17 protein-coding genes and 1 other RNA gene are annotated in these 21,956 nt (G+C 52.4%); 14 read left to right on the plus strand and 4 right to left on the minus strand.

Features of this window, described 5'->3' with window-relative positions; genetic code table 11:
• Positions 1–273 precede the first annotated feature (273 nt).
• Complete coding sequence (garD, locus tag KI228_RS03095) at positions 274–1,845, minus strand: galactarate dehydratase (protein WP_061070611.1); 1,572 nt, start codon at positions 1,843–1,845, stop codon at positions 274–276.
• Between the two features lie 382 nt (positions 1,846–2,227).
• On the opposite strand from garD, the gene garP reads away from it, so the two are divergent.
• The 13 genes from garP to KI228_RS03160 all read left to right on the plus strand — a co-directional run bounded on the left by garP (position 2,228) and on the right by KI228_RS03160 (position 19,359).
• A complete protein-coding gene (gene garP / locus KI228_RS03100; protein WP_044255850.1) occupies positions 2,228–3,562 on the plus strand; it encodes a galactarate/glucarate/glycerate transporter GarP in 1,335 nt (444 codons plus the stop codon).
• A gap of 28 nt (positions 3,563–3,590) precedes the next feature.
• Positions 3,591–4,361: a 2-dehydro-3-deoxyglucarate aldolase gene (garL, locus tag KI228_RS03105; protein ID WP_042998245.1), complete on the plus strand. Its 771-nt coding sequence runs from the start codon at positions 3,591–3,593 to the stop codon at positions 4,359–4,361.
• Between the two features lie 29 nt (positions 4,362–4,390).
• Positions 4,391–5,281 carry a 2-hydroxy-3-oxopropionate reductase gene (gene garR / locus KI228_RS03110; RefSeq protein WP_042325204.1) on the plus strand — a complete coding sequence of 297 codons (891 nt, stop codon included), beginning with the start codon at positions 4,391–4,393 and terminating at the stop codon, positions 5,279–5,281.
• 97 nt (positions 5,282–5,378) lie between these two features.
• Entirely contained in the window at positions 5,379–6,524 is a 1,146-nt protein-coding gene (garK, locus tag KI228_RS03115; protein WP_042998244.1) for a glycerate 2-kinase, read from the plus strand.
• A 32-nt stretch (positions 6,525–6,556) separates the two neighbouring features.
• Positions 6,557–6,933, plus strand: an RNA gene (gene rnpB, locus KI228_RS03120) — RNase P RNA component class A.
• 1,027 nt (positions 6,934–7,960) lie between these two features.
• Positions 7,961–8,899 (plus strand): transcriptional regulator TdcA, encoded by a 939-nt coding sequence (tdcA, locus tag KI228_RS03125; protein ID WP_044255844.1) that lies wholly within the window; start codon positions 7,961–7,963, stop codon positions 8,897–8,899.
• Positions 8,900–8,998: 99 nt separating this feature from the next.
• Positions 8,999–9,988, plus strand: a complete 990-nt coding sequence (gene tdcB, locus KI228_RS03130) for a bifunctional threonine ammonia-lyase/L-serine ammonia-lyase TdcB (protein ID WP_141227381.1) — start codon at positions 8,999–9,001, stop codon at positions 9,986–9,988.
• 34 nt (positions 9,989–10,022) lie between these two features.
• On the plus strand, positions 10,023–11,354 hold the full coding sequence (gene tdcC, locus KI228_RS03135) for a threonine/serine transporter TdcC (protein WP_042998241.1): 1,332 nt from the start codon (positions 10,023–10,025) through the stop codon (positions 11,352–11,354).
• Between the two features lie 31 nt (positions 11,355–11,385).
• Entirely contained in the window at positions 11,386–12,594 is a 1,209-nt protein-coding gene (gene tdcD / locus KI228_RS03140; RefSeq protein WP_061070605.1) for a propionate kinase, read from the plus strand.
• Positions 12,595–12,627: 33 nt separating this feature from the next.
• Positions 12,628–14,922, plus strand: a complete 2,295-nt coding sequence (tdcE, locus tag KI228_RS03145) for a 2-ketobutyrate formate-lyase/pyruvate formate-lyase (protein WP_042998239.1) — start codon at positions 12,628–12,630, stop codon at positions 14,920–14,922.
• A gap of 85 nt (positions 14,923–15,007) precedes the next feature.
• Complete coding sequence (gene tdcG, locus KI228_RS03150) at positions 15,008–16,372, plus strand: L-serine ammonia-lyase (RefSeq protein ID WP_061070604.1); 1,365 nt, start codon at positions 15,008–15,010, stop codon at positions 16,370–16,372.
• A gap of 320 nt (positions 16,373–16,692) precedes the next feature.
• On the plus strand, positions 16,693–18,024 hold the full coding sequence (locus tag KI228_RS03155) for an SLC5/6 family protein (protein ID WP_042998237.1): 1,332 nt from the start codon (positions 16,693–16,695) through the stop codon (positions 18,022–18,024).
• Positions 18,025–18,045: 21 nt separating this feature from the next.
• A complete protein-coding gene (locus KI228_RS03160) occupies positions 18,046–19,359 on the plus strand; it encodes an L-cysteine desulfidase family protein (protein WP_042998236.1) in 1,314 nt (437 codons plus the stop codon).
• 92 nt (positions 19,360–19,451) lie between these two features.
• On the opposite strand, the gene KI228_RS03165 is transcribed toward KI228_RS03160, so the two are convergent.
• Together KI228_RS03165 and KI228_RS03170 are read right to left on the minus strand one after the other, a co-directional pair.
• Entirely contained in the window at positions 19,452–19,613 is a 162-nt protein-coding gene (locus KI228_RS03165; RefSeq protein ID WP_164566090.1) for a hypothetical protein, read from the minus strand.
• Between the two features lie 19 nt (positions 19,614–19,632).
• The gene (locus KI228_RS03170; RefSeq protein ID WP_042998235.1) at positions 19,633–20,334 is read right to left on the minus strand and encodes a pirin family protein; all 702 of its coding nucleotides are present in this window, start codon (positions 20,332–20,334) and stop codon (positions 19,633–19,635) included.
• Positions 20,335–20,438: 104 nt separating this feature from the next.
• Between KI228_RS03170 and yhaJ the strand changes: the two genes are divergently transcribed.
• Complete coding sequence (gene yhaJ, locus KI228_RS03175) at positions 20,439–21,335, plus strand: DNA-binding transcriptional regulator YhaJ (RefSeq protein WP_044255829.1); 897 nt, start codon at positions 20,439–20,441, stop codon at positions 21,333–21,335.
• Between the two features lie 50 nt (positions 21,336–21,385).
• On the opposite strand, the gene KI228_RS03180 is transcribed toward yhaJ, so the two are convergent.
• Positions 21,386–21,745 carry a DUF805 domain-containing protein gene (locus KI228_RS03180; protein ID WP_044255826.1) on the minus strand — a complete coding sequence of 120 codons (360 nt, stop codon included), beginning with the start codon at positions 21,743–21,745 and terminating at the stop codon, positions 21,386–21,388.
• Positions 21,746–21,956: the final 211 nt, after the last annotated feature.

Below are 21,956 nucleotides of genomic sequence, written 5' to 3' on the forward strand. Positions count from 1 at the left end.
AAAGGGGGAAAAATGAGGGAATTATCGCATTAAAACAGCCCGGCTTTTCGGTAGGTTTCTCTTTTATCAAAACGAAAAGAGGGCGAAAAGGGAGGGCTCAGACATTATTCTTTCTTTCAACGGGTTAGGATTTTTACACCAACGAAAATCGAAAAATGGCGGGCGAAAAATTAACCTTCAAAACTGCGAGCACTATCACCTTATCTTTCGCGGACAGAAAAGAAAAAACGGGGATTAATCCCCGTTTTCTCGGTTGCTTTCGTTTCGAAAATATCAGGTCACTGGCGCCGGGTTAAATACGGCCAGCTGATTGTGCAGTCCCCATTGATCGGAGAACGTTTTCTTACGGCCGCTGGCGACATCGAGAATAAACTCAAACAGTTTCTGACCGACTTCCTCAATGGTCTCTTCGCCCGTGGCGATGGTACCCGCATTGATATCCATTAAATCGTACCAGCGATTTGCCAGTTCGGTACGGGTTGCCATCTTAATCACCGGCACGGCCATCAGGCCATAGGGGGTACCGCGACCCGTGGTGAACACCTGAACGGTGATCCCGGACGCGACCTGCTGTGTGCCGCAGACAAAATCGCTGGCGGGCGTTGCGGCATAAATCAGACCGCGTTTGGTCGGGCGCTGACCCGGAGAGAGCACTTCGACAATCGCGCTTTTACCGGATTTCGCAATTGAGCCCAGCGCTTTTTCCACCACATTCGCCAGACCACCTTTTTTGTTACCCGGAGAGGGGTTAGCGCTGCGATCGGTTTTTCCCATATCGAGATAGTTGTCGTACCAGGCCATCTCTTCCAGCAGACGTTTACCTACCTCTTCGTTGATGGTGCGCGGCGTCAGCAGATGAATCGCATCACGCACTTCGGTGACTTCGGAGAACATCACCGTGGCGCCGCAGCGTACCAGCAGGTCAGAGGCGTAGCCCACTGCCGGGTTTGCCGTCACGCCGGAAAACGCATCGCTGCCGCCGCACTGCATGCCGACAACCAGTTCAGAGGCCGGGCAGGTTTCGCGCTGGCGCAGATTCAGTTTAACCAGATGGCGCTCAGCGACCTGCAGGATATTATCGACCATGGAACGGAAGCCCACATGCTTTTCGTCCTGAAGGCTGACGATGCTGGCGCTGTCGACCGGAATACTTTGCACATCGTCAGTACCTTCCAATAAACGTTCCGGCTGCAGTTTTTCACAGCCCAGGCCAATGACCATCACTTCGCCGCCAAAGTTTGGGTTCAGCGAGATGTTATGGATGGTGCGGATCGGCACCACAGCTGCCGGCGCGTTAATTGCCACGCCGCAACCGTACAGGTGGTTAAGTCCGACCACACCATCGACGTTCGGGTATTTAGGCAGCAGATCGCGCTCAATGATTTTGACGACATAATCCACCACACCAGCCACACAGTGCACGCTGGTGGTGATGCCGAGCAGATTCTTGGTGCCTACGCTACCATCGGCGTTGCGGTAGCCTTCAAAGGTATAGCCTTCCAGCGGCGGCAGCGGTTCCGGAACTTTGGTCGCCAGTGGCAGCGTGTTCAACGGCGGCGCTGTCGGTAGCTCAACCATGGATTCATCAATCCAGCTTCCGCGCGGAATGTCGCGCACGGCGTAGCCGATCACTTCACCGTAACGTATGATTTCACCATGAACCGGAATATCCACCAGCGCGACTTTATGTCCCTGTGGAATATGTTCAATCAGCTCCAGTCCATCCGGGAATCGCGTCCCGGCTTTCAAACCATTGTCATTAACAATGATCGCCACATTATCTGTTTCGTGGACCTTTATATAAAATGCGCTCGGCGATTCTTGTCTGATGTCGATGTTGGCCATTGTCCAGTATTCTCCAACCGGGGTGATAATAATATAGAAAGATTCTGCGAATCTGATTATTAAAATAAGGAAGACCTGTCGTGAAATAAGGATGTCAGGAGTTCAAAAATAAGAATGTGATCCAGGTCACTCGTTATGGTGAAAGCCCGGCTATCAGGGGCGGTAAAGCGTAAATATGTGCATCAGCGCCCAGCGTTATGTGCATTTGCTCAAAATATTATTTGTAATTAACATCGTTAATGAGCATCTGCACAATGCGTAATGCTCTCTGCCTGATTATACTGAATCACGAAATGAGTATCTGTATTTATTAATAAGCGATAGCGTCTGTCATCAATAAATAATAATAAATGTGTCTGCTTAAGTGCCTGAGGTAAATAAAATGATCCTGGATACCGTTGTAGAAAAAAAGAAAGGTACGCATACCCGCTATTTAATTCTGCTGATAATTTTTATTGTTACAGCGGTTAACTACGCGGACCGGGCGACGCTATCCATTGCCGGTACCGAAGTCGCCAAAGAGTTGCAGCTGAGTGCTGTGTCAATGGGCTACATCTTCTCTGCCTTTGGCTGGGCATACCTGCTGATGCAAATTCCCGGCGGCTGGCTGCTCGATAAGTTTGGTTCGAAAAAAGTGTACACCTGGAGCCTGTTTTTCTGGTCGCTGTTCACCTTCCTGCAAGGCTTCGTGGATATGTTCCCGCTGGCCTGGGCCGGGGTTTCCATGTTCTTTATGCGCTTTATGTTGGGTTTCTCGGAAGCGCCTTCGTTCCCGGCAAACGCCCGTATTGTAGCGGCCTGGTTCCCGACCAAAGAGCGTGGAACCGCGTCGGCAATCTTTAACTCTGCTCAGTATTTTTCACTGGCACTGTTCTCGCCGCTGCTGGGCTGGTTGACCTTTGCCTGGGGCTGGGAGCACGTCTTCACTGTGATGGGCGTGATTGGATTTGTCCTGACGGCGCTGTGGGTCAAACTGATTCATAACCCCACCGATCACCCGCGGATGTCCGCAGAAGAGTTGAAGTTCATCTCTGAAAACGGTGCGGTCGTGGATATGGACCACAAAAAACCGGGCAGCTCCATGGCAAGTGGTCCAAAACTGCATTACATCAAGCAGTTATTGACCAACCGCATGATGCTTGGCGTGTTCTTTGGACAGTATTTCATCAACACGATCACCTGGTTCTTCCTGACCTGGTTCCCGATTTATCTGGTTCAGGAAAAAGGAATGTCGATCCTGAAAGTGGGTCTGGTGGCTTCGATTCCGGCGCTATGTGGTTTCGCTGGCGGCGTACTGGGCGGCGTGTTCTCGGACTATCTGATTAAGCGCGGTTTTTCTATCACCGTTGCGCGTAAGCTGCCAATTGTGCTGGGAATGCTGCTGGCTTCCACCATCATTTTGTGCAACTACACCGACAACACCGCGCTGGTGGTGACGCTGATGGCGCTGGCCTTCTTTGGTAAAGGATTTGGCGCACTGGGCTGGCCGGTGATTTCGGACACCGCGCCGAAAGAGATTGTGGGCCTGTGTGGCGGGGTATTTAACGTCTTTGGCAACGTGGCATCTATCGTAACGCCACTGGTTATCGGTTACCTGGTAAGTGAACTGCATTCCTTCAACGCCGCGCTGGTATTCGTTGGCTGTTCCGCGCTGATGGCAATGGTGTGTTACCTGTTTATTGTCGGTGACATTAAACGTATGGAACTGCAGAAATAATTAACGGTTAAGTGACAAGGTAAAAGTGATGAATAACGACATCTTCCCGAACAAGTTCAAAGCAGCGCTGGCTGCGCATCAGATTCAGATTGGTTGCTGGTCAGCGCTGGCAAGCCCCATCAGTACCGAAGTCTTAGGACTGGCGGGCTTCGACTGGCTGGTGTTGGATGGCGAGCATGCGCCAAATGATGTCTCCACCTTTATTCCACAACTGATGGCGTTGAAAGGCAGTTCCAGCGCGCCAGTGGTGCGTGTACCGACCAATGAGCCGGTGATTATTAAACGTCTGCTGGATATCGGTTTTTACAACTTTCTGATTCCGTTTGTTGAAACAGAAGAAGAGGCAGTGAACGCCGTTGCGTCGACGCGCTATCCGCCTGAAGGGATCCGTGGCGTGTCCGTATCGCATCGCGCCAACATGTTTGGCACCGTCCCGGATTACTTCGCGCAGTCCAACAAAAACATCACCATCATTGTGCAGATTGAGAGCCAGCAGGGCGTGGATAACGTCGATGCTATCGCCGCCACCGAAGGTGTCGACGGTATTTTCGTTGGTCCAAGCGATCTGGCTGCGGCGTTAGGCCACCTCGGCAATGCCTCTCATCCTGAGGTGCAGAAAGCCATTCAGCACATCTTTGCCCGGGCGAAAGCGCACGGCAAACCGAGCGGCATTCTGGCACCGGTTGATGCCGACGCCCGTCGCTATCTGGAATGGGGGGCCACGTTTGTTGCTGTCGGCAGCGACCTGGGCGTGTTCCGTTCCGCCACGCAGAAACTGGCTGATTCCTTTAAGAAATAACCACCACCGAAACAAGAGAGATAATTGATATGACGATGAAAGTTGGTTTTATTGGCCTGGGTATCATGGGTAAACCAATGAGTAAAAACCTCCTGAAAGCAGGTTACTCGCTGGTGGTTTCTGACCGTAATCCTGAAGCGATCGCTGACGTTATCGCGGCAGGTGCAGAAACCGCGTCTAACGCCAAAGCGATTGCTGAGCAGTGTGATGTGATCATCACCATGCTGCCAAACTCTCCGCATGTGAAAGAGGTTGCGCTGGGCGAAGGCGGCATTATCGAAGGGGCGAAACCGGGGACGGTGCTGATCGATATGAGCTCCATCGCGCCGCTGGCGAGCCGTGAGATCAGCGACGCGCTGAAAGCTAAGGGCATCGATATGCTGGACGCGCCGGTGAGCGGCGGTGAGCCGAAGGCGATCGACGGCACGTTGTCGGTGATGGTTGGCGGCGACAAAGCGATTTTCGATAAATACTACGATCTGCTGAAAGCGATGGCGGGGTCTGTTGTTCATACCGGTGATATCGGGGCGGGGAACGTCACCAAACTGGCGAACCAGGTGATTGTGGCGCTGAACATTGCCGCGATGTCTGAAGCGCTGACCCTGGCAACCAAAGCCGGCGTAAACCCGGATCTGGTTTATCAGGCGATCCGTGGTGGTCTGGCAGGCAGCACCGTCCTGGATGCGAAAGCGCCGATGGTGATGGATCGTAACTTCAAGCCGGGTTTCCGTATCGATCTGCACATTAAAGATCTGGCAAACGCGCTGGATACGTCTCACGGTGTTGGTGCTCAGCTTCCGCTGACCGCGGCTGTTATGGAGATGATGCAGGCGCTGCGTGCTGATGGCCTGGGAACCGCCGACCACAGTGCTCTGGCATGCTATTACGAAAAACTGGCGAAAGTGGAAGTCACTCGCTAATGACCTTGCGCCCGGATGGCGTATCGCGATCCGGGCCTGGATTGTAGGCCGGATAAGTAAAGCGCCATCCGGCGTTGTGCAGTAACAGGCGATCATCATGAAAATCGTAATTGCCCCAGACTCTTATAAAGAAAGCCTTTCTGCTACTGAGGTAGCGCAGGCGATAGAAAAAGGATTTCGGGAAATTTTCCCCGATGCGCAGTATGTTTCCGTTCCGGTCGCCGATGGGGGTGAGGGGACGGTTGAAGCCATGATTGCCGCCACACACGGTTCTGCACATTCCGCTCTGGTGACCGGACCGCTGGGTGAAAAAGTGAATGCCAACTGGGGCATGTCAGGCGATGGAAAGACCGCGTTTATTGAAATGGCGGCCGCCAGCGGACTGGCGCTGGTCCCCCCCGAAAAACGTAACCCCCTGATTACCACTTCGCGCGGCACCGGGGAGCTTATTTTGCAGGCGCTGGACAGTGGGGCGAGCAATATTATTATCGGCATTGGCGGGAGCGCGACCAATGACGGCGGTGCCGGGATGGTTCAGGCGCTGGGCGCGAAGCTGTGTGATGCCAACGGAACTGAAATTGGCTACGGCGGCGGTAGTCTGAACACTCTCAATACCATTGATGTGTCTGGTCTGGATCCGCGCATTAAACATTGTGCTATTCGCGTTGCTTGTGATGTGACCAATCCGCTGGTGGGCGAACAGGGAGCTTCTCGGATCTTTGGCCCGCAAAAAGGGGCGACGGAACCGCTGATCCTCGAACTGGACCGCAATCTGGCTCACTACGCGGATATTATTAAAAAATCACTGGGTGTGGATGTGAAAAACGTCCCAGGCGCAGGTGCGGCGGGCGGCATGGGGGCAGCGCTGATGGCATTCCTCGGCGCGGAGTTGAAAAGCGGGATTGAGATCGTCACCCAGGCGCTTAATCTGGAAGAGCATATTCACGACTGTACGCTGGTTGTTACCGGTGAAGGGCGCATCGACAGCCAGAGCATTCACGGCAAAGTGCCGGTGGGCGTGGCTAACGTGGCGAAGAAATACCACAAGCCGGTGATTGGCATTGCGGGCAGTCTGACGCGGGATGTCGGCGTGGTGCATCAATATGGTATCGATGCTGTATTCAGCGTATTGACCAGTATTGGCACGCTGGAAGAGGCCTTTCGCGGCGCATTTGACAACATTTACCGGGCGTCGCGAAACATTGCGGCGACGCTGGCGGTGGGAATGCGCAGTGCAGGGTGACAAGGGCGTGCAAACCCTCTATACTGCGCGCCGAAGCTGACCAGACAGTCGCCGCTTCGTCGTCGTCCCTTTCGGGGGAGACAGGCGGAGGGGAGGAAAGTCCGGGCTCCATAGGGCAGGGTGCCAGGTAACGCCTGGGGGGGAAACCCACGACCAGTGCAACAGAGAGCAAACCGCCGATGGCCCACGCAAGTGGGATCAGGTAAGGGTGAAAGGGTGCGGTAAGAGCGCACCGCGCGGCTGGTAACAGTCCGTGGCACGGTAAACTCCACCCGGAGCAAGGCCAAATAGGGGTTCATAAGGTACGGCCCGTACTGAACCCGGGTAGGCTGCTTGAGCCAGTGAGCGATTGCTGGCCTAGATGAATGACTGTCCACGACAGAACCCGGCTTATCGGTCAGCTTCACCACTTTAAGAACCCCGCCACCAGGCGGGGTTTTGCTTTGTAGATAATGTAGATGAATGACTGTCCACGACGCTACACCTGAAAGAAAGCGGCTTACCGGTGAGCTTCACCACTTTAAGAACCCCGCCACCAGGCGGGGTTTTGCTTTGTAGATAATGTAGATGAATGACTGTCCACGACGCTACACCTGAAAGAAAGCGGCTTACCGGTCAGCTTCACCACTTTCATGTAGAAACCCGCTTCGGCGGGTTTTTGCTTTGCAGATGATGTAGATGAATGACGGTCCACGACGCTATACCTGGAAGAAAGCGGCTTACCGGTCATGACGCTTCGCTTATCAGGCCTGTGAACGGTGAAGGGGAACGGGGACCTGTAGGGCGGATAAGATACGTCGCATCGCCATCCGGCAGCGTTCTGGAACCTGCGGCTATTAAGAAATTTCTTGTTATGTGACAGCCAACACAAAACGCTACTTTCTATGAATATCTCGATAGAAACAAAAAGCAATCGATCGACTTCACAAAATTACACGCTACAAAAACAGAGAAACTCAGTGTTAATATATTGTTGTGAATGATAATTGTTTGTGTGTATATATTTAATTATTGATAAATTCAATGTTTATTTATAAACAAACAGGGCTAAAAAATGTGATGTATAACATTATTTAATCCAATTTATGTTTTAAACATAATTAAATTTGAGGGATTGCGCATTAAATTTAATGAACAAATTGACCATTAACTGCACGATAATTGCTTGAAATATCGTCATTCCTCATTTTTAGATATGAGGGGAAAATAACGCGTGTTATCGCCATAAAATATTGTTATCCCCCCCTATTTTTTTGACAAAAATCAGACTAAAGTGACATGATGTTTATATAACTAATTGAATGCAAAAGGTTTATTTATTTACAAATAACCACTTGAAATATAGGTGAAGGCAATTTGTGAGTGGTCGCACATATCCTGCTTCAAGTAATTTGTTACACTTCACGCCGTCAACAAGGTTATTAACGCAGGTCGATATGAATACGTTTGCTCTCCCAAAAACACAGCAGTTGGTGGTCTTTCAGGAAGTAATCAGAAGCGGTTCTATCGGTTCTGCGGCAAAAGAGTTAGGGTTAACTCAGCCAGCTGTTAGTAAAATTATTAACGATATTGAAGCTTATTTTGGCGTTGAGTTGGTGGTTCGCAAAAATACCGGCGTCACCTTAACTCAGGCTGGGCAGGTTTTACTCTCATGGTCCGAATCCATCACCCGTGAGATGAAGAACATGGTGAATGAGATGAACAGCATGACCGACAACACGGTGGTTGATATCTCATTCGGGTTTCCTTCGCTGATTGGCTTTACCTTTATGTCCGATATGATCCAGAAGTTCAAAGAGGTCTACCCAAAATCACAGGTCTCCATGTATGAGGCGCAACTCTCCTCATTCCTGCCGGCGATCCGCGACGGGCGACTGGACTTTGCGATTGGTACGCTCAGCGATGAAATGAAATTGCAGGATCTGCACGTCGAACCGCTTTTTGAGTCGGAGTTCGTGCTGGTGGCGAATAAGTCCCGAACATGCACCGGCACCACCACACTGGAATCGTTGCAGAACGAACAGTGGGTGTTGCCACAAACGAATATGGGCTACTACAGCGAACTCCTCACCACCCTGCAAAGAAATGGCATTAGCATCGAAAACATCGTTAAAACCGACTCCGTTGTGACCATTTACAATCTTGTCCTCAATGCTAATTTTCTGACAGTGATTCCGTGCGATATGGCCGCACCCTTTGGTTCGAACCAGTTTATTACTCTCCCTGTGGAAGAATCATTACCCATTGCTCGCTATGCCGCAATATGGTCAAAAAACTATCGTATTAAAAAAGCCGCATCGGTTTTGGTTGAATTAGCCAAAGAGTATTCATCTTATAAAGGTTGCAGACGAAAGCAATTAATTGAAATTAACTAACCGATTAAATTTAATTTAATCCTCAATTCATACCATCGTTCTTAATATCAGACGTTGGTTACGGCTATCTATTACTTTACTATCAGGTAAGAGGTTACAATGCACATTACTTACGATCTCCCGGTTGCCATTGAAGATATCCTCGAAGCAAAAAAACGACTGGCGGGGAAAATATATAAAACAGGCATGCCTCGCTCAAACTATTTTAGTGAGCGCTGCAAAGGGGAAATATTCCTTAAGTTTGAAAACATGCAGCGTACCGGCTCATTTAAAATTCGTGGCGCATTTAACAAACTCAGTTCATTGACGGATGCGGAAAAACGTAAAGGCGTTGTCGCTTGTTCAGCGGGTAACCACGCTCAAGGGGTTTCTCTCTCCTGCGCGATGCTGGGTATTGATGGCAAAGTGGTGATGCCGAAGGGGGCGCCGAAATCGAAAGTGGCCGCCACCTGTGACTACTCGGCGGAAGTAGTGCTGCACGGCGATAACTTCAATGACACTATCGCCAAAGTCAGTGAGATTGTCGAAATGGAAGGGCGTATTTTTATCCCGCCTTATGACGATCCGAAAGTGATTGCCGGCCAGGGTACTATCGGTCTGGAAATTATGGAAGACCTGTATGACGTCGATAACGTGATTGTTCCTATCGGCGGCGGCGGTTTAATCGCCGGTATTGCTATTGCCATTAAATCTATTAACCCGACCATTAAAGTGATTGGTGTGCAGTCTGAAAACGTACACGGCATGGCGGCGTCTTATCAGGCTGGAGAAATAACCACGCACCGAACGACCGGCACCCTGGCGGATGGTTGTGATGTTTCCCGCCCGGGTAAATTAACTTACGAAATTGTGCGTGAATTAGTGGATGACATTGTCCTGGTCAGCGAATACGAAATTCGTAACAGCATGATTGCTTTAATTCAACGCAACAAAGTGGTGACAGAAGGTGCTGGTGCACTGGCATGTGCTGCTTTATTAAGCGGGAAATTAGATGCCTATATCCAGAACAGAAAAACGGTCAGCATTATTTCTGGCGGCAATATCGATCTTTCTCGTGTATCGCAAATTACGGGTTTAGCAGACGCGTAAATCCGGCTATTAATCTCTTCGTTGAGGATAGGATATGAGTACTTCTGACAGCATTGTATCCAGCCAGACAAAACAGTCGTCCTGGCGTAAATCAGACACCACCTGGACACTGGGTTTATTTGGTACAGCCATCGGCGCCGGGGTGTTGTTCTTCCCCATCCGCGCAGGATTTGGCGGCTTAATCCCCATTCTTTTGATGTTGGTACTGGCGTACCCCATCGCTTTTTATTGCCACCGTGCGCTGGCACGTCTGTGTCTGTCCGGGTCAAACCCGTCCGGCAACATCACGGAAACGGTTGAAGAGCACTTTGGTAAGACGGGCGGCGTGGTCATCACGTTCCTCTATTTCTTCGCGATTTGTCCGCTGCTGTGGATTTATGGCGTCACCATTACCAACACGTTCATGACGTTCTGGGAAAACCAGTTACAGTTGCCGGCGCTGAACCGTGGTTTTGTGGCGCTGTTCCTGCTGCTGCTGATGGCGTTCGTTATCTGGTTTGGTAAGGATCTGATGGTTAAAGTGATGAGCTACCTGGTATGGCCGTTCATTGCCAGCCTGGTGCTGATCTCGCTGTCGCTGATCCCTTACTGGAACTCTGCGGTGATCGACCAGGTCGATATCAGTAATATCGCCTTAACCGGTCACGATGGCATTCTGGTCACCGTGTGGCTGGGGATTTCCATCATGGTGTTCTCGTTCAACTTCTCGCCGATCGTTTCGTCTTTCGTGGTCTCTAAACGTGAAGAATATGAGAAAGATTTTGGCCGTGAATACACCGAGCAGAAATGTTCTCAGATCATCTCTCGCGCCAGCATGCTGATGGTCGCTGTGGTTATGTTCTTCGCCTTTAGCTGCCTGTTCACGCTCTCTCCGGCAAACATGGCAGATGCGAAAGCACAGAACATTCCGGTACTGTCTTATCTGGCAAACCACTTCGCTTCCCTGTCCGGAACGAAGTCGACTTTCGCCATCGTGCTGGAATATGGCGCCTCGATTATTGCGCTGGTTGCCATCTTCAAATCCTTCTTCGGTCACTACCTGGGCACGCTGGAAGGGCTGAATGGTCTGGTGCTGAAGTTCGGTTACAAAGGCGATAAAACGAAGGTTTCCTCCGGCAAACTCAACACCATCAGCATGATCTTCATCATGGGGTCCACCTGGATTGTGGCTTACGCCAACCCGAACATTCTGGACCTGATTGAAGCGATGGGTGCGCCGATTATTGCCTCACTGCTGTGCCTGCTGCCGATGTATGCCATTCGTAAGGCACCGTCACTGGCGAAATATCGCGGTCGTCTGGATAACGTGTTTGTCACCGTCATCGGTCTGCTGACCATTCTGAACATCGTGTACAAACTGTTTTAATCCTTAAGCTCAGGATGAGCGGAGTAGTGAAATGAATGAGTTTCCGATAGTTCTGGTTATTAATTGTGGATCGTCTTCAATTAAGTTTTCAGTACTGGATGCAAATAACTGCGACGTATTAATGGCAGGCATTGCGGATGGTATTAACTCGGAAAATGCGTTCTTATCGGTAAATGGAGGTGAGCCAGTGACGCTGGCTCACCACAGCTACGAAGGCGCATTAAAGGCGATTGCGTTTGAACTGGAAAAACGTAATTTAAATGACAGCGTGGCCTTAATTGGCCACCGTATTGCCCACGGCGGAAATATTTTTACCGAGTCAGCAATTATTACTGATGAGGTCATTGACAATATTCGCCGTGTTTCACCACTGGCACCATTACATAATTACGCCAATCTGAGCGGGATTGAATCCGCACAGCATCTGTTCCCCGGCGTCACGCAGGTGGCGGTGTTTGATACCAGCTTCCATCAGACCATGGCACCAGAAGCTTACCTGTATGGCCTGCCGTGGAAGTATTTCGAAGAGCTGGGCGTGCGGCGTTACGGCTTCCACGGAACGTCGCACCGCTATGTTTCTCAACGCGGGCATGAACTGCTTGCGCTGTCCGAACAGGACTCCGGCCTGGTGATTGCCCACCTCGGCAACGGTGCGTCAATTTGTGCCGTCCGTAATGGTCACAGCGTCGACACGTCAATGGGGATGACGCCGCTGGAAGGGCTGATGATGGGCACGCGTAGCGGCGACGTGGACTTCGGCGCGATGGCGTGGGTCGCCAGTGAAACCCAACAGACTCTGAGCGATCTGGAGCGGGTAGTGAACAAAGAGTCCGGTCTGCTCGGGATTTCTGGCCTGTCGTCCGACTTAAGGGTGCTGGAAAAAGCCTGGCATGAAGGACACGAGCGCGCACAGCTGGCAATTAAAACCTTTGTTCACCGCATTGCCCGTCATATTGCCGGACATGCCGCTTCGTTACACCGTCTGGACGGTATTATTTTCACCGGAGGTATTGGTGAGAACTCGGTATTAATTCGTCGTCTGGTGGTTGAACATCTGACGGTATTGGGAGTGAATATCGACAGCGACCGAAATAACCTGTCGAATTCTCATGGCGAGCGCATTATTTCCACCCCTGATGCCCGGGTTATTTGCGCCGTAATACCGACGAACGAAGAAAAAATGATTGCGCTCGATGCGATTCAATTAGGCCGCATTAACGCAGCCGTGGAATACGCCTAATTTATTTGTTGTTCTGTAGAGAGATTATTTTTCATGAAGGTAGATATCGATACCAGCGATATGCTGTATGCCGAAGCATGGCTTGGCTTTAAAGGTACGGACTGGAAAGAAGAAATTAATGTCCGTGATTTTATTCAGCACAACTATACGCCTTATGAAGGGGATGAATCCTTCCTTGCTGATGCAACGCCTGCCACTACGGCATTGTGGGAAAAGGTGATGGCGGGCATTCGTATCGAAAACGCGACCCATGCGCCGGTCGATTTCGATACCAATATTGCGACCACGATTACTGCGCACGATGCGGGTTACATTGAGCAGGAACTGGAGAAGATTGTCGGCCTGCAAACGGATAAACCGCTGAAACGTGCGCTGCATCCGTTTGGCGGCGTCAACATGATCAAAAGTTCGTTCGATGCTTATGGTCGTGAGATGGATCCGAACTTCGAGTACCTGTTCACCGAACTGCGTAAAACCCACAACCAGGGCGTTTTTGACGTCTATTCTCCGGACATGCTGCGCTGCCGTAAATCCGGTGTGTTGACCGGTTTGCCGGACGGTTATGGTCGTGGGCGCATTATCGGTGATTATCGTCGCGTGGCGCTGTACGGCATCCGCTATCTGGTGCGTGAGCGTGAGCTGCAGTTCGCCGATCTCCAGTCAAATCTGGAGTGGGGACAGAATCTGGAAGCCACGATTCGCCTGCGTGAAGAGCTGGCGGAGCACCGTCGCGCGTTGCTGCAAATGCAGGAGATGGCGGCGAAATATGGCTGTGATATCTCTCGCCCGGCGCGTAATGCGCAGGAGGCGGTACAGTGGGTCTACTTTGCCTATCTGGCGGCGGTGAAATCGCAAAACGGCGGCGCGATGTCGCTGGGCCGCACCGCATCGTTCCTCGATATCTATATTGAGCGCGATTTCAATGCCGGTATCCTGACAGAGCAACAGGCGCAGGAGTTGATCGACCACTTCATCATGAAGATCCGGATGGTGCGTTTCCTGCGTACGCCGGAGTTTGACACGCTGTTCTCCGGCGATCCGATCTGGGCGACCGAAGTGATCGGCGGGATGGGGCTGGATGGTCGCACGCTGGTGACCAAAAACTCCTTCCGCTATCTGCATACGCTGCACACGATGGGGCCGGCACCGGAGCCAAACCTCACCGTGCTGTGGTCAGAAGCGTTGCCAGTCGCGTTTAAAAAGTATGCCGCACAGGTCTCTATCGTCACCTCGTCACTGCAATATGAAAACGACGATCTGATGCGGACCGACTTTAACAGCGACGACTATGCGATCGCCTGCTGCGTGAGTCCGATGGTTATCGGTAAGCAGATGCAGTTCTTCGGGGCGCGCGCCAATCTTGCCAAAACGCTGCTGTACGCAATCAACGGTGGGGTGGATGAGAAGCTGAAAATCCAGGTGGGGCCGAAAACCGCGCCGTTGCTGGACGACGTGCTGGACTACGACACGGTGATGGACAGTCTGGACCACTTTATGGACTGGCTGGCGGTGCAGTACATCAGCGCACTGAACATCATCCATTACATGCACGATAAGTACAGTTACGAAGCGTCGCTGATGGCGCTGCACGATCGTGACGTCTATCGCACGATGGCGTGCGGGATTGCCGGACTGTCGGTAGCGGCGGATTCGCTCTCTGCAATTAAGTACGCGACGGTGAAACCGGTTCGCGACCATAACGGGCTGGCGGTCGATTTCGTGATTGAAGGGGAATATCCACAGTACGGCAATAATGATGAGCGCGTGGATAGCATTGCCTGCGATCTGGTTGAACGCTTTATGAAGAAAATTAAAGTGTTGCCGACCTACCGGAACGCGGTACCGACGCAGTCGATTCTGACTATTACCTCCAACGTGGTGTACGGACAGAAAACCGGCAATACCCCGGATGGACGCCGCGCGGGAACGCCATTTGCGCCGGGCGCTAACCCGATGCACGGGCGTGACCGTAAAGGCGCTGTCGCCTCGCTGACTTCCGTGGCGAAACTGCCGTTCACTTACGCGAAGGACGGGATTTCGTACACTTTCTCGATTGTGCCTGCGGCACTCGGCAAAGAGGATCCGGTGCGAAAAACCAACCTGGTCGGGCTGCTGGATGGTTACTTCCACCATGAAGCGCACGTGGAAGGCGGTCAGCACCTGAACGTTAACGTAATGAACAAGGAGATGTTACTGGATGCCATTGAACATCCGGAAAACTATCCGAACCTGACGATCCGCGTCTCCGGCTACGCTGTGCGCTTCAACGCGCTCACCCGTGAGCAGCAGCAGGACGTCATTTCGCGTACTTTCACCCAGGCGATGTAACGTTATCGGGGCGGTCTGCGGGTCGCCCCGATTCACTATGCGTATGAAAACCTGGTCTCCACTGAACGAGTCCGAGGGTGTAGAAATGATTAGCGCATTCGATATTTTCAAACCTGGTATTGGTCCTTCCAGCTCTCATACCGTAGGGCCGATGAATGCAGGAAAACGGTTTATCGATCAACTGGTCAGCAGTGGAAGCTTATCGCGCACGACGCGCATGTCGGTTGATCTGTATGGTTCACTGTCGCTGACCGGAAAAGGCCACGCGACCGATACCGCCATTATGATGGGGCTGGCCGGAAACTCGCCGCAAAGCGTCAACATTGACGCCATCCCCGCGTTTATTGACGAGGTGACCCGTACCGGCCGCTTGCCGGTTGCTGAAGGTACACATGTCGTCGATTTCCCGGTTACCGATAGCATTGTTTTTCATGGTGAAACGCTGCCAAGGCACGAGAACGGAATGCGGATCACCGCCTGGGAAAACCAGGAAACGCTGCTGTGTAAAACCTACTACTCGATTGGCGGCGGGTTTATCGTGGATGAAGAGCGCTTTGGTCAGGCGCATGACGTGGAAGCGCCGGTCCCTTATGATTTTCATTCCGCCAGCGAACTGCTGAAACTGTGCGAACGCAATGGCCTTTCAGTCTCCGGGCTGATGATGCAAAACGAACTGGCGCTGCGCAGCAAGGCGGAGATTGATGCCGGATTTGCTCAGATCTGGGAAGTGATGCACACTGGCATAGAACGCGGGATGAATACCGAAGGCGTCTTACCCGGCCCGCTGAATGTACCGCGCCGCGCGGTGGCGTTACGCCGTCTGCTGGTCTCCAGTGACAGTCTCTCCAGCGACCCGATGAACGTCATCGACTGGATCAACATGTTTGCTCTCGCAGTCAGTGAGGAGAACGCGGCGGGCGGACGCGTGGTGACCGCGCCCACCAACGGGGCATGCGGCATTATTCCAGCCGTTCTGGCCTATTACGATAAATTCCGTCGTCCGCTGAATGCCAACTCCATTGCCCGCTATCTGCTGGCGGCAGGGGCCATTGGGGCATTGTACAAAATGAATGCGTCAATTTCCGGGGCGGAAGTTGGCTGTCAGGGGGAGATCGGCGTGGCCAGTTCCATGGCGGCGGCGGGGTTGACCGAACTGCTGGGCGGTAGCCCGGCGCAGGTTTGCATCGCGGCGGAAATTGCCATGGAGCACAACCTCGGCTTAACCTGCGACCCGGTTGCCGGGCAGGTGCAGATCCCGTGTATTGAGCGCAATGCGATCAACGCAGTCAAGGCGGTCAACGCCGCACGTATGGCGCTGCGCCGCACCTCCGAACCGCGTGTCTCGCTGGATAAAGTCATCGAAACGATGTACGAGACGGGTAAGGACATGAACGATAAGTACCGCGAAACATCACGCGGTGGTTTAGCGATCAAAGTGGTGTGCAGTTAGCGAACGCCAGAAAGCTTGCCCGATAAACCTGCGTCATCGGGCATTTTATCCATTGTCAGCCATCTAAAAGCACACGTCGGTGTGCTTTTTTGTTGTGATCTTCTTCAAATTTAGAAAAAAATGACACGTTATTCTTTTTAAGTAGGAAGATTTTCTTAACCAATAGAAAATATCAGGGTTATTTTGTGACGTTTTTCTCTGCGCCTGAGCGTATCCTTTTTTTCATTCTAATGACTCGCCTGCAAACCCCGTACCGCGTATCGCCTTGATGCGGCACGACAAAAATTAAAAATATACCCTACATAATGAGCGAGAATTTTATGGAAACGGCAACGAACAACAGCGTAGTGCTCGACGCCAGCGCCCCGGCGCGCCGGGCGGGAATGACGGAAAGCGAATGGCGGGAAGCGATTAAATTCGACAGCATCGACACCGGCTGGGTCATTATGAGTATCGGGATGGCGATTGGCGCGGGGATTGTTTTTCTCCCGGTGCAGGTCGGTTTGATGGGGCTGTGGGTCTTTTTGCTCTCATCGGTTATCGGTTATCCCGCCATGTATCTGTTCCAGCGTCTGTTTATTAACACGCTGGCGGAATCCCCGGAGTGCAAAGATTATCCCAGCGTCATCAGTGGGTATCTGGGGAAAAACTGGGGCATCCTGTTAGGCGCACTGTATTTTGTGATGCTGGTTATCTGGATGTTTGTCTATTCCACCGCAATCACCAACGACAGCGCCTCCTATTTGCATACTTTTGGTGTGACAGAGGGACTGTTATCCGATAACCCGTTCTATGGTCTGGTGCTGATTTGCATCCTGGTCGCCATCTCCTCACGCGGCGAAAAGCTGCTGTTCAAAATTTCTACCGGCATGGTGCTGACCAAACTGCTGGTCGTGGCGGCACTGGGCGTATCGATGGTTGGGATGTGGCACTTATACAACATTGGCGCGCTGCCGCCGATGGCGCTGTTGGTGAAGAATGCGATTATCACGCTGCCGTTTACCCTGACCTCAATCCTGTTTATCCAGACCCTGAGCCCGATGGTGATTTCCTACCGTTCCCGTGAGAAATCCGTTGAGGTGGCGCGTCATAAAGCGCTACGTGCCATGAATATTGCCTTCGGCATTTTGTTTGTCACCGTGTTCTTCTATGCCGTCTCCTTTACGCTGGCAATGGGACACGACGAAGCGGTTAAAGCCTATGAGCAGAATATCTCCGCGTTGGCGATTGCTGCACAGTTCATCAGCGGCGCGGGCGCCGGTTGGGTGAAAGTTGTGAGTGTCATCCTGAATATTTTCGCCGTGATGACCGCGTTCTTTGGCGTCTATCTCGGCTTTCGCGAAGCCACGCAGGGGATTGCGATGAACATTCTGCGCCGCAAACTGCCGGCTGAGAAGATCAATGAAACGCTGGTACAGCGCGGCATCATGGTGTTTGCCATTTTACTGGCCTGGAGCGCTATTGTGCTTAACGCACCGGTTCTGAGCTTTACGTCGATTTGTAGCCCTATTTTCGGCATGGTGGGATGTTTGATCCCCGCCTGGCTGGTCTACAAAGTACCTGCATTGCACAAATACAAAGGGGTGTCGCTGTATCTGATTATCGTCACCGGTTTGCTGCTGTGCGTATCTCCGTTCCTGGCTTTTTCCTGATTTATCCTGAAGGTTGTTGTTATGTCTGAGACTATAAAAAATCCGTTGTGGCAGCGTTTCATCCGCGCAGTACAGGAAGAGGTGAAACCTGCGCTGGGCTGTACGGAACCGGTTTCTCTGGCGCTGGCGGCCGCGGTTGCGGCCTCTGAACTGCATGGCGCGGTGGAGCGAATCGATGCCTGGGTCTCGCCCAATCTGATGAAAAACGGACTGGGGGTGACGGTGCCGGGAACCGGTATGGTTGGGCTGCCCATCGCTGCCGCGCTGGGAGCACTGGGCGGGAATGCGAATGCCGGACTGGAGGTGCTGAAGGATGCCTCCGCGCAAGCCATTACCGATGCGAAGGCGATGCTGAAAGCGGGCAAGGTGTCGGTGATGTTGCAGCAACCCTGTGATGACATCCTGTTTTCTCGCGCGAAGGTCTATAGCCATGACGGCTGGGCGTGCGTCACCATTGTCGGCGGTCATACTCACATTGTGCGGATCGAAACCGATACCGGCGTGAAGTTTACTCAGCAAGCGAACGCGGACGATGAGGCGCAGGAATCGCCGCTCTCGGTGCTTTCTGAGACCACGCTGGAAGAGATTCTGGCATTTGTGAATACCGTACCGTTCGACGCTATTCGTTTTATTCTCGACGCCGCCCGACTCAACGGCGCGCTGTCACAAGAGGGGCTGCGCGCAACCTGGGGGCTGCATATCGGTGCGACGCTGCAAAAGCAGTGCGCACGCGGTCTGCTGGCAAACGATCTTTCGACGGCGATCCTTATCCGAACCAGCGCGGCGTCGGATGCGCGTATGGGCGGCGCGACGCTGCCTGCCATGAGTAACTCCGGCTCCGGCAATCAGGGGATCACCGCTACGGTACCGGTGATGGTGGTGGCCGAGCACTTTGGCGCCGATGAGGAGAAACTGGCGCGTGCGCTGATGCTTTCCCATCTGAGTGCGATCTACATACACCATCAGCTCCCGCGTCTGTCGGCGCTGTGTGCCGCGACGACCGCCGCGATGGGGGCAGCGGCAGGGATGGCCTGGCTGGTGGACGAAGGGCGCTACAGCACGATCTCGATGGCGATCAGCAGCATGATTGGCGATGTCAGCGGAATGATTTGCGATGGGGCATCTAACAGTTGCGCGATGAAGGTCTCCACCAGTGCTTCTGCGGCGTGGAAGGCGGTGCTGATGGCGTTGGACGATACGGCGGTTACGGGTAACGAAGGGATTGTGGCGCACGACGTGGAACAGTCTATTGCCAACCTGTGCGCGTTGGCGTGTCATTCCATGCAGCAAACGGACAAACAGATTATCGAGATCATGGCCCATAAAGCGCATTAAGTGAAGGGCTGACTGCCTGAAGGCGCGACGCTATCCGGCCTACGAATATGTAGGCCGGATAATGCGCTTGCGCAGTCATCCGGCAATGAGGTTCAGGCGGCAGCTTCTTCCTCGGAAAGACGAACTTCGGCGTCTGCGACAATCGCTTCCAGCTCGGTCAGCATCGCCTCGTAGTCAAACGCACGGGGCGCGGTGTTGGTTTCTGCCGTTGCCACTTTCCCTGTCGGGGCCTGTTTTTTTGCTTTCTTACTCATACACCACTCCGGTTACCGATTACACCGGCAAATCTATCAGCAAAGCGCGTAACGGCGTATCGGCAACGAGCGTTATGTTAGCTTCGTCACGAATAAAGGCTCCGTCGCCACAGGTCAGCGCTTCACGCGCTTCATCGTGGGTGACGGCGTGAAAGGTGCCATGAATGGACTGCAAATAAGCGCGCGGGCCATGAAGCTGAAAACTCAGCGACTCGCCCTGATCCAGCTCAATATGGTGTACCCACGCCTGCTGGCGCAGCTGTAGACTGCCGTTCTCACCATCGGGTGAGGCGATCAGTTGCTGTTTAACTTTCGTCAGTTTTGTCTTCTGCACCAGAGCATTCTCGCGCTCAGGACAGGCGTCGAGCCACAATTGCATACGCGTAAGCGGTTTGTCTTTGCTGATATTATGTTCGCTGTAGCTGATACCCGGCTGCGCCGCGAGCAGCAACGCTTCACCCGCCTGGGCCTGAACGTGGTTGCCTTCACTGTCACGATACTCTGCAACGCCTTCAAGAATCAGATTGAGCACGTCTACCTTTGGCCAGGTGCGCGGCTGGAAGGACGCGCCGGGTGCCAGTACTTCCTGATTGAGCACGCGCAGCGATGCGTAGCCCAGCAGTTTCGGGTCGAAATAGTGTCCAAAGGAGAAGGTATAACGGGCCTGCAGCCAGCCGTAGTCTGCTTGTCCGCATTGTTTGGCTGTTCGGGTAGTAATCATAGTTCTTGACCTCTCTTTACTTCCTTTTATGTTAAGGGGCTGGACGCTGCATTGTTAGCCAGATATTCTGCCCGGTATGTTCAAATTTCCTGAATGAGAACGACATGGCCAAAGAAAGGGCATTAACGCTTGAGGCATTACGCGTAATGGACGCGATAGATCGCCGCGGTAGCTTCGCCGCAGCGGCGGATGAACTGGGGCGCGTGCCGTCAGCGCTTAGCTACACCATGCAGAAGCTGGAAGAAGAGCTGGATGTGGTGTTGTTTGACCGCTCCGGACATCGAACAAAATTCACTAACGTTGGGCGCATGCTGCTGGAAAGAGGGCGTGTGCTGCTAGAGGCGGCAGATAAGCTCACCACAGACGCTGAGGCGCTGGCGCGAGGGTGGGAGACGCATCTGACTATTGTGACCGAGGCGCTGGTGCCGACCCCGGCCTTCTTCCCGCTGATCGACAAACTGGCTGTTAAAGCCAATACGCAGCTTTCAGTGATCACCGAGGTGCTGGCGGGGGCGTGGGAACGCCTGGAACAGGGCCGGGCGGATATTGTTGTGGCACCGGACATGCACTTTCGTTCATCGTCAGAAATTAACTCCCGTAAGCTGTATACCCTGATGAACGTTTATGTTGCCGCGCCGGATCACCCGATTCATCAGGAGCCGGAACCGCTGTCGGAAGTGACGCGGGTGAAGTATCGCGGCGTAGCGGTCGCGGATACCGCGCGTGAACGTCCGGTATTAACCGTGCAACTGCTGGATAAGCAAGCGCGCCTTACCGTCAGCACCATCGAAGATAAGCGTCAGGCGTTACTGGCAGGATTAGGGGTGGCGACGATGCCGTATCCGCTGGTGGAACAGGATATTGCAGAAGGACGGCTGCGCGTGGTCAGCCCGGAATCGACCAGCGAGATTGACATCATTATGGCCTGGCGGCGAGACAGTATGGGAGAAGCAAAGGCCTGGTGCCTCCGTGAAATACCCAAACTCTTTATGAAAAAATAACGCGTTGCGGATGACTGATATCGGGGCAAAAAGATTGCCCCGAAAAAGGATTAATTAATCTCGTTTTGCTTAGGATCGGCACCAAAACGGTTAGCACCGGCAGTACCGTTCTGACACAGGAATACAATAATAACGATTGTTCCGATAATCGGAATCAGGCTGAGCAGCAACCACCAGCCGGAGCGCTCGGTATCGTGTAAACGACGGATCGCCACCGCAATGCTCGGCAGCAGAATGCCAAGGCTATAAATAATTGAGATATAGGGTGTTTCCATGCCGATTACAGCCTGAATAACATTCAGGACTGCACAGATGATCATGTTGATTAACGCAAACATCCAGTACTCTTTTCGACGTGCGCGACCGCTGAAACCGGTATAATTTTTTATTACACTCAAATACCAATTCATATAACATCCTTATTAATTAAAAGAGGGCAAAATATAGCATGGTATTTTATGAAGGTCATTTGCATTCTAATTAATTAAGAAAATCTCAGGAAAAATATATCTATTATTAATAGTTTTAAGAAATATGTTTTGAATCTGAATCAGTATCTGGGCACTAACCAGAACAACAGGTTAGCGTAAATAAAAGGATCAAGGCAGCGGGTAACGCTGC

The sequence above is a fragment of the Citrobacter amalonaticus genome (genome assembly GCF_018323885.1).
In the GTDB taxonomy this organism is placed as follows: domain Bacteria; phylum Pseudomonadota; class Gammaproteobacteria; order Enterobacterales; family Enterobacteriaceae; genus Citrobacter_A; species Citrobacter_A amalonaticus.

Bases quoted from the DNA above. Each gene is read 5' to 3' on its own strand.
- garK (WP_042998244.1), top strand. From the start codon at position 5,379: ATGAAAATCGTAATTGCCCCAGACTCTTATAAAGAAAGCCTTTCTGCT.
- tdcA (WP_044255844.1), top strand. From the start codon at position 7,961: ATGAATACGTTTGCTCTCCCAAAAACACAGCAGTTGGTGGTCTTTCAG.
- garL (WP_042998245.1), top strand. From the start codon at position 3,591: ATGAATAACGACATCTTCCCGAACAAGTTCAAAGCAGCGCTGGCTGCG.
- tdcC (WP_042998241.1), top strand. From the start codon at position 10,023: ATGAGTACTTCTGACAGCATTGTATCCAGCCAGACAAAACAGTCGTCC.
- garR (WP_042325204.1), top strand. From the start codon at position 4,391: ATGACGATGAAAGTTGGTTTTATTGGCCTGGGTATCATGGGTAAACCA.
- tdcD (WP_061070605.1), top strand. From the start codon at position 11,386: ATGAATGAGTTTCCGATAGTTCTGGTTATTAATTGTGGATCGTCTTCA.
- KI228_RS03165 (WP_164566090.1), bottom strand. From the start codon at position 19,613: ATGAGTAAGAAAGCAAAAAAACAGGCCCCGACAGGGAAAGTGGCAACG.
- garD (WP_061070611.1), bottom strand. From the start codon at position 1,845: ATGGCCAACATCGACATCAGACAAGAATCGCCGAGCGCATTTTATATA.
- KI228_RS03170 (WP_042998235.1), bottom strand. From the start codon at position 20,334: ATGATTACTACCCGAACAGCCAAACAATGCGGACAAGCAGACTACGGC.
- tdcB (WP_141227381.1), top strand. From the start codon at position 8,999: ATGCACATTACTTACGATCTCCCGGTTGCCATTGAAGATATCCTCGAA.
- tdcG (WP_061070604.1), top strand. From the start codon at position 15,008: ATGATTAGCGCATTCGATATTTTCAAACCTGGTATTGGTCCTTCCAGC.
- garP (WP_044255850.1), top strand. From the start codon at position 2,228: ATGATCCTGGATACCGTTGTAGAAAAAAAGAAAGGTACGCATACCCGC.
- tdcE (WP_042998239.1), top strand. From the start codon at position 12,628: ATGAAGGTAGATATCGATACCAGCGATATGCTGTATGCCGAAGCATGG.
- KI228_RS03155 (WP_042998237.1), top strand. From the start codon at position 16,693: ATGGAAACGGCAACGAACAACAGCGTAGTGCTCGACGCCAGCGCCCCG.
- KI228_RS03160 (WP_042998236.1), top strand. From the start codon at position 18,046: ATGTCTGAGACTATAAAAAATCCGTTGTGGCAGCGTTTCATCCGCGCA.
- yhaJ (WP_044255829.1), top strand. From the start codon at position 20,439: ATGGCCAAAGAAAGGGCATTAACGCTTGAGGCATTACGCGTAATGGAC.
- KI228_RS03180 (WP_044255826.1), bottom strand. From the start codon at position 21,745: ATGAATTGGTATTTGAGTGTAATAAAAAATTATACCGGTTTCAGCGGT.